The sequence below is a fragment of the Acinetobacter sichuanensis genome (genome assembly GCF_003024515.2).
GTDB classification, from domain to species: domain Bacteria; phylum Pseudomonadota; class Gammaproteobacteria; order Pseudomonadales; family Moraxellaceae; genus Acinetobacter; species Acinetobacter sichuanensis.
Genome location: NZ_PYIX02000085.1, coordinates 1 through 5,327, shown reverse-complemented (window position 1 = coordinate 5,327; position 5,327 = coordinate 1). Strand labels below are relative to the sequence as shown.

Below are 5,327 nucleotides of genomic sequence, written 5' to 3'. Positions count from 1 at the left end.
AAAGTTCAATGGCTAAGTGCGCCCTTTGGGAAAACTACGATAGCATGGGATGTCTTGAATTTCAATTCAAACAGACCTATGCTTGAGGGGGATTCCTTGATACGGTGATGGTATGAGTGTTGATAATTTAGAGCCAAAAATTACAAAGCAAGAAGAACGATTAAGACAGCTAAAAGAACAGAAAAAAGCTGCCATTGCACGTGAAAAAAAGAAAGTTTCTGATCAGCAAAGAAAAGATGATACTAGACGTAAAATTCTACTGGGAGCTTGGGCTTTAAATAAATTAAAAAATGATGAATCGTTTAAGCAGAAACTAGCCGATTTTGAGCAATTTTTAAATACGGAAGATAAGACCGAAGAAAATAGGCAGAAAGATAAAGATCTTTTTAATGGAATAATCTGGGATAAAACCTAAACTTTGTATAATGCTTATTAATTCTAGATAAAATTTTATGAGAAATATTTCAATGAAAGAAAAAGATTATATTGATCAGCACCTACAAAATACGTGTAATGTGATTATTCAACACATTAAAAATATTATGTTATTTCAAGATAATATTAAAAAACCTTGGGGATACCATTCTAGATTTATTGAAAGATTAGTTCATCCAGAAGATGAATTAATTTTTAAAGGATACTCTAAGCCTGTTTTTCAAAATTTACCTGTGGGAACTATTCCTGCAAGAAAAGAACATATAGTTCCTATGTCTTATCTTATAAATAGTTTATGGGAACTAATGGAAACACAAAGTTTATCAGATGAAGACCTATCTATAATTTTAAAGCGAAACTTAGGAATAGCCTACATTTCTCACGAGGAACAAAAAAAATTAGATTCAAGACAATATGGTTTAAAAACCAAGATGCCTGAAGGGTGGTGCTTAAGAAATGGAGATCCTTTGGATCGTTTAAAAGTTACTGGTATTGAACTTTTAGATGAGTTTGGACAACCAATATTATCTCTAATTTGATCATTCAATATAATTAGGGGATAAAAAGCACATTTCGCATAAGAGATTTTATGTTAAATAGATACTCAAAAGGCCCATTTATAGGGCCTTTTATATAACTTGTATTACAGTAATTTTTTTAAATATCAGAAGTAAATTAAGGCTTCTTTGGAGGTGAGGATGTTTGTACAGGTATGTGTGATGGAGTATTGCTAGAGGATTTTGTAGGTTGATAACCAAACGTATTATTAGAATCTTTCACAGTATTAACGTACTTAATATCTTTATTAGACATTATTGCCTCTCTAGCTTATGGTTTTTTAGGTGGAGAAGATGGTTCTTGTGGATTAGTAGGGTTAGTCCCTCCTGATTTTTCTGGTTGGTAACCAGCTCCAGGTTTAGGATTATTGGGTGTGATTGAGGTTGGTTTGTACCCATCACCTATTGGAAATCTACGATTTTTATTAGTCATATTTAGCTCTATGGTTTCTTTGGTGGGGCTTTATGTGATGATGTCGTTGTACTTGTGACTTGTTGGGGTTGGTAACCTCTAGTTTGACTATCATTTGGTCTGATAGATGGTTGGTAACCGTCCATTGCCGGTAAGCGGATCTTTGACATAATTATAATCCTTATTATGGATGCTCAAATAACTCAATACTTTGAATATCTTTGGATAATACTATAATACCTTTAGAAGACACACGTTCTCTTTCAAAACCACCATCTTCATTTAGCACCCAAGTTTTCTCTAAATAGATTTGAGGTTCTTCTGGGTAGCTTGAGGTGAATGAATTTCCACTATATTGCCCGGCAATTTTAGTACCGTTAGATAAGGTAATAATCACGTAATACCAAGTAGAAGTATCACTGAAAACAAAATCCCATGGTCTCGGTGTTGGATGTGGTGCATTTTTTCTAAAAAATTCTAGTTCTCTAAGTCTTAGCCAAAGCCATGCTAAAAAGGCGGGAAAAATGAGCATCACAAAAGCATAAAAGCTAAATGTAAAAAATGAACATATAAACCCCCATTTTTTACTGAAGAGCATCATATATATGAAAGGCCCTAGAATTGCATAGTTCATGCAACTATATGTAATAGCGTCAATTATTAGCTTTGTACTATCCTTATCTTGATTAGGGCATAGTAATGAATATGTTTTTATTGCAATGAACCCCGGGATCGCAAAGACAATAAATAAAAACAACTTACTTGATTCAAAGATTTCCATGGAATTGTTTTTTATTAAGAATTTGCCTATATGATACTTTTTTTTAAAAAGAAATCCTCAATTTACGTATTTTTAAAATTTTAAAGCCTAGATCTAAGCTTTTTTTGATTTCTTATAAGAGCTTCTATGTTAAATTATTTTCGGTAAGATATTGTTTTTATTTTATTTAAAAATTTATACCAAGCAAACTTTAATTAGAGATTAATCGTGATATGAATATTAAGGAAATTAATGGTCCTTGGAAAAAAGGAATCGTTTTAGATAAGCATGTTCTAAAGAGTGAATACGTTGGTGATAATCAATATGGCCGTCCTATGTTCGACACTAAAAGATCAGACATAGGCCAAGCATTATTTTTATTAAAATATAGAAATGACTGGGACCAAATTCCTACTTTAGTTGAAGCCCTATCTTCAGCAATAACTCAAAACTTCAGTGAAAAGATAGGATTCATTGTTCCTATGCCTGCATCTAATAATCGTGATCGTCAACCAGTGTATGGTTTAGCTGAAGGACTTGGACAAGCTTTAAATATACCTGTGTTTACTAATATTTTACATAAGACAAAAAATGGAACGTCTCTTAAAGATTTACAAACAAGAGAAGAAAAAGAGTCGGTGTTAGCTAATAGTTTTTCCCTTTATGATGGTATTAGAAATGACGGGTCTTGGAATGTTCTTCTTATAGATGACCTATTTGATACAGGGGCTACTATGGAGGCTGCTTGCAAAGTGTTAAGCTCATATCCTAAAGTTAAAGATATCTATACAGCAGCATTAACTTGGAAATAGAAGTGGAAAAAATTTTTATTGCGGGTTCTATTAGTATTAAAAAACTAGATGAATCAGTAACTAAACGTATTGATAAGATGATGAACCAAGGATATGAAATTATCCTTGGTGATGCTGATGGAATTGATAAAGCTGTACAAAATTATCTTAATATTCAAGGGTATAATAAAGTTACTGTTTATCATAGTGGTACTACGGTAAGAAATAATTTAGGTAATTGGCCTACAAAATCAGTAGTTACAAAATACAGATTTGGTACAAGGGATTTCTTTACTGCTAAGGATTTGGCTTTAGCAAATGATGCTGACATCGGTGTCATGCTTTGGGATAAAAAGAGCACAGGAACATTAAAAAATATTATTGAGCTTATTAAACAAAAGAAAAAAGTTACAGTTTTTCTGCAGCAGGAAAAGAAATTTCAACGTGTTTATAATATTGATGAGTTTTTACTAATTACTCAGAAAATGTCAGAATTATCCCTGAAAAATGCTGATAAAAAAATTAATATATTTCAATCAATTGAGTTAATTAAGAATAGGGAAGTTCAACCTAGTTTTTTATAAAACTAGGCAGGATAAATAGAAAATCAGTGGCTATTTAGTTCTAATATGATAAACCTATACCAATTTCACCATCTTCACAGCGCTATGGTGAGCTTGAGTGAGAGTATCATTTTAGTAAAGTATCTATTTGTTGATCCCAATTGGTATCATGAATAATTCTTTTAATCGCTAAATTGCTTTTAATAATCTCAGTCTTTGTCTTTTTAGAAAGTTCTTCCCAACTTGTATTATTAAATACATAGGTAGCATTGTTTGGACTATCAGATTCCAAAACAGATATACCTTTTTGAGGGAAATGATAAATTACATATCCTTTATATCCACCAACTCCAATAACAATACCTGTATGTTCATAAGAAGCTATTTTATCTAATCTTTTTTCAATAACAGGTTTTACTGTCTTACTTAATTTTGTAGAAACTGTTTGTTTAATTTTTTCTTTTAATTCTTCTTTTGAGTAAGTGCCAGCAGGTAAAATAAGCCAATTAACAACTTTAAAGGTTCGTGGTAATTGAACAAAACCATCTTTTGCAGCTACATGAAACTCAAGTTCTGAACCAAATATTTCCAAAGCCAAATTTAGTTTGTGTAAGAACAATGATGGATCTTCTTCGCTATCGCATTCTATTAGTAAAAACTTTTCATCTTGGTTCTTAATACAATTAATATGAACGTTTTGTGCAGGAATAGTTTCACGTGGATAACGTTCATATGTACGCCATGTAAAGTCTTCTACTTCAACTCTGTTATCTCTTCCACGAAACTCTGAACGAGTATAGTAAAAAGCCCTAGTAATGGTTTCTTTAGGCTTATCTCTTCTAACGATTTCTTTTCCGTCGGCATTGATTCTTGAAAATTTACCAATTTTATTTGGTAAAAATGATTCGCCATCTTCCCAAGTAGTTTGGTCAGAGATTTTTTTTAGATAGTCAGAGCTTAAATCTGATAGTTTTTTACCTAATAAGAATTTACCAGTAATACTTGCTAAGGAATCAGGAACTTTTCTAAAGGACTTTTGCTTAAATTTCATGTACTTTCCATATTAATTAAATTATCTAGTTTATGTAGAGGCGATTTATTTTTATTCAATGCAGTGGAAAGTTTTAATTTTTGGCTCTAGTAAAATTAAAAGAAAAGTTATCAAATAATGGTAATTTTTTTTCAAAAATACAGTAACTGCTCATATAGATATTTTAAAGATTTCCTAAAATTAACATAATACACCTTATACGAAATGCTGTATAATTGTCTTTATTAATCAATGGTATATATCATTTTGATTGGCCCGTATCCTCCAGATCGGGCTTTTTTTATGATTTTTCACGTTCCACGCCTAATGTTTAATCAATGTTTCACAGTTTTAATTAAATAAACTGAATAATTTAATCAGTATGATTTAAGCGTTCATCTTGAATAAGATCATCTAATTCATCTTCTAAATCTTCAATCTTACTGTTGAGAGATAAAATAGAGTTTTTTAAACGTTCATTTTCAGGAGTATCAGGATTTTTTAATCTGTTGAATATCTCTAGTTGCCCTCTACGTTCTGTACGTAGTCTACCAATCTGATTTTCAAGCGCCATTCTTGGTGTCCACAGCTCAAGTAAACTTTGCTCATAGTCTTTGAGTTCTTCACAACTCATTGCGGCTAATTCAGCTTTAGTTCTCATGGTTTAAAATCCGTTTTGTTATGCAGAGATTTAAATATTCGTTTTGCTGTTTCCTCTCTGACACTTTTCGGATCTCGTAAGATGCCACCAATCCAAAGGGCAAAAGTAGGATAATCAG

The 5,327-nt window shown here is 31.6% G+C and carries 8 protein-coding genes and 1 pseudogene; 4 read left to right on the top strand and 5 right to left on the bottom strand.

The genetic code is table 11. From position 1 onward, the window contains the following. Nucleotides 1-112 precede the first annotated feature (112 nt). Nucleotides 113-415: a hypothetical protein gene (locus C9E89_RS21425; RefSeq protein ID WP_107010155.1), complete on the top strand. Its 303-nt coding sequence runs from the start codon at nt 113-115 to the stop codon at nt 413-415. A 52-nt stretch (nt 416-467) separates the two neighbouring features. Continuing rightward, nucleotides 468-974, top strand: coding sequence for a hypothetical protein (locus tag C9E89_RS21420; protein WP_107010154.1), 507 nt, complete (start codon nt 468-470; stop codon nt 972-974). 289 nt (nt 975-1,263) lie between these two features. Here the strand turns inward: C9E89_RS21420 and C9E89_RS23430 are convergent, their stop codons facing one another. Both C9E89_RS23430 and C9E89_RS21415 read right to left on the bottom strand, forming a co-directional pair. Further along, nucleotides 1,264-1,425: a hypothetical protein gene (locus C9E89_RS23430; protein ID WP_171405196.1), complete on the bottom strand. Its 162-nt coding sequence runs from the start codon at nt 1,423-1,425 to the stop codon at nt 1,264-1,266. A 163-nt stretch (nt 1,426-1,588) separates the two neighbouring features. Further along, nucleotides 1,589-2,185: a DUF6338 family protein gene (locus C9E89_RS21415; protein WP_107010153.1), complete on the bottom strand. Its 597-nt coding sequence runs from the start codon at nt 2,183-2,185 to the stop codon at nt 1,589-1,591. 212 nt (nt 2,186-2,397) lie between these two features. On the opposite strand from C9E89_RS21415, the gene C9E89_RS21410 reads away from it, so the two are divergent. Both C9E89_RS21410 and C9E89_RS21405 read left to right on the top strand, forming a co-directional pair. After that, entirely contained in the window at nt 2,398-2,976 is a 579-nt protein-coding gene (locus C9E89_RS21410) for a ComF family protein (protein ID WP_107010152.1), read from the top strand. Nucleotides 2,977-2,978: 2 nt separating this feature from the next. Beyond that, nucleotides 2,979-3,539, top strand: a complete 561-nt coding sequence (locus C9E89_RS21405) for a hypothetical protein (protein WP_107010151.1) — start codon at nt 2,979-2,981, stop codon at nt 3,537-3,539. A gap of 106 nt (nt 3,540-3,645) precedes the next feature. Here the strand turns inward: C9E89_RS21405 and C9E89_RS21400 are convergent, their stop codons facing one another. The 3 genes and pseudogenes from C9E89_RS21400 to C9E89_RS23955 form a co-directional block, all read right to left on the bottom strand. After that, nucleotides 3,646-4,569 carry a hypothetical protein gene (locus C9E89_RS21400; protein ID WP_107010150.1) on the bottom strand — a complete coding sequence of 308 codons (924 nt, stop codon included), beginning with the start codon at nt 4,567-4,569 and terminating at the stop codon, nt 3,646-3,648. A 352-nt stretch (nt 4,570-4,921) separates the two neighbouring features. Beyond that, nucleotides 4,922-5,209 carry a hypothetical protein gene (locus tag C9E89_RS21395; RefSeq protein ID WP_107010149.1) on the bottom strand — a complete coding sequence of 96 codons (288 nt, stop codon included), beginning with the start codon at nt 5,207-5,209 and terminating at the stop codon, nt 4,922-4,924. Next, nucleotides 5,206-5,327, bottom strand: a pseudogene (locus tag C9E89_RS23955) (replication initiation protein); the annotation flags it as partial. The gene C9E89_RS21395 and the pseudogene C9E89_RS23955, both read right to left, overlap by 4 nt.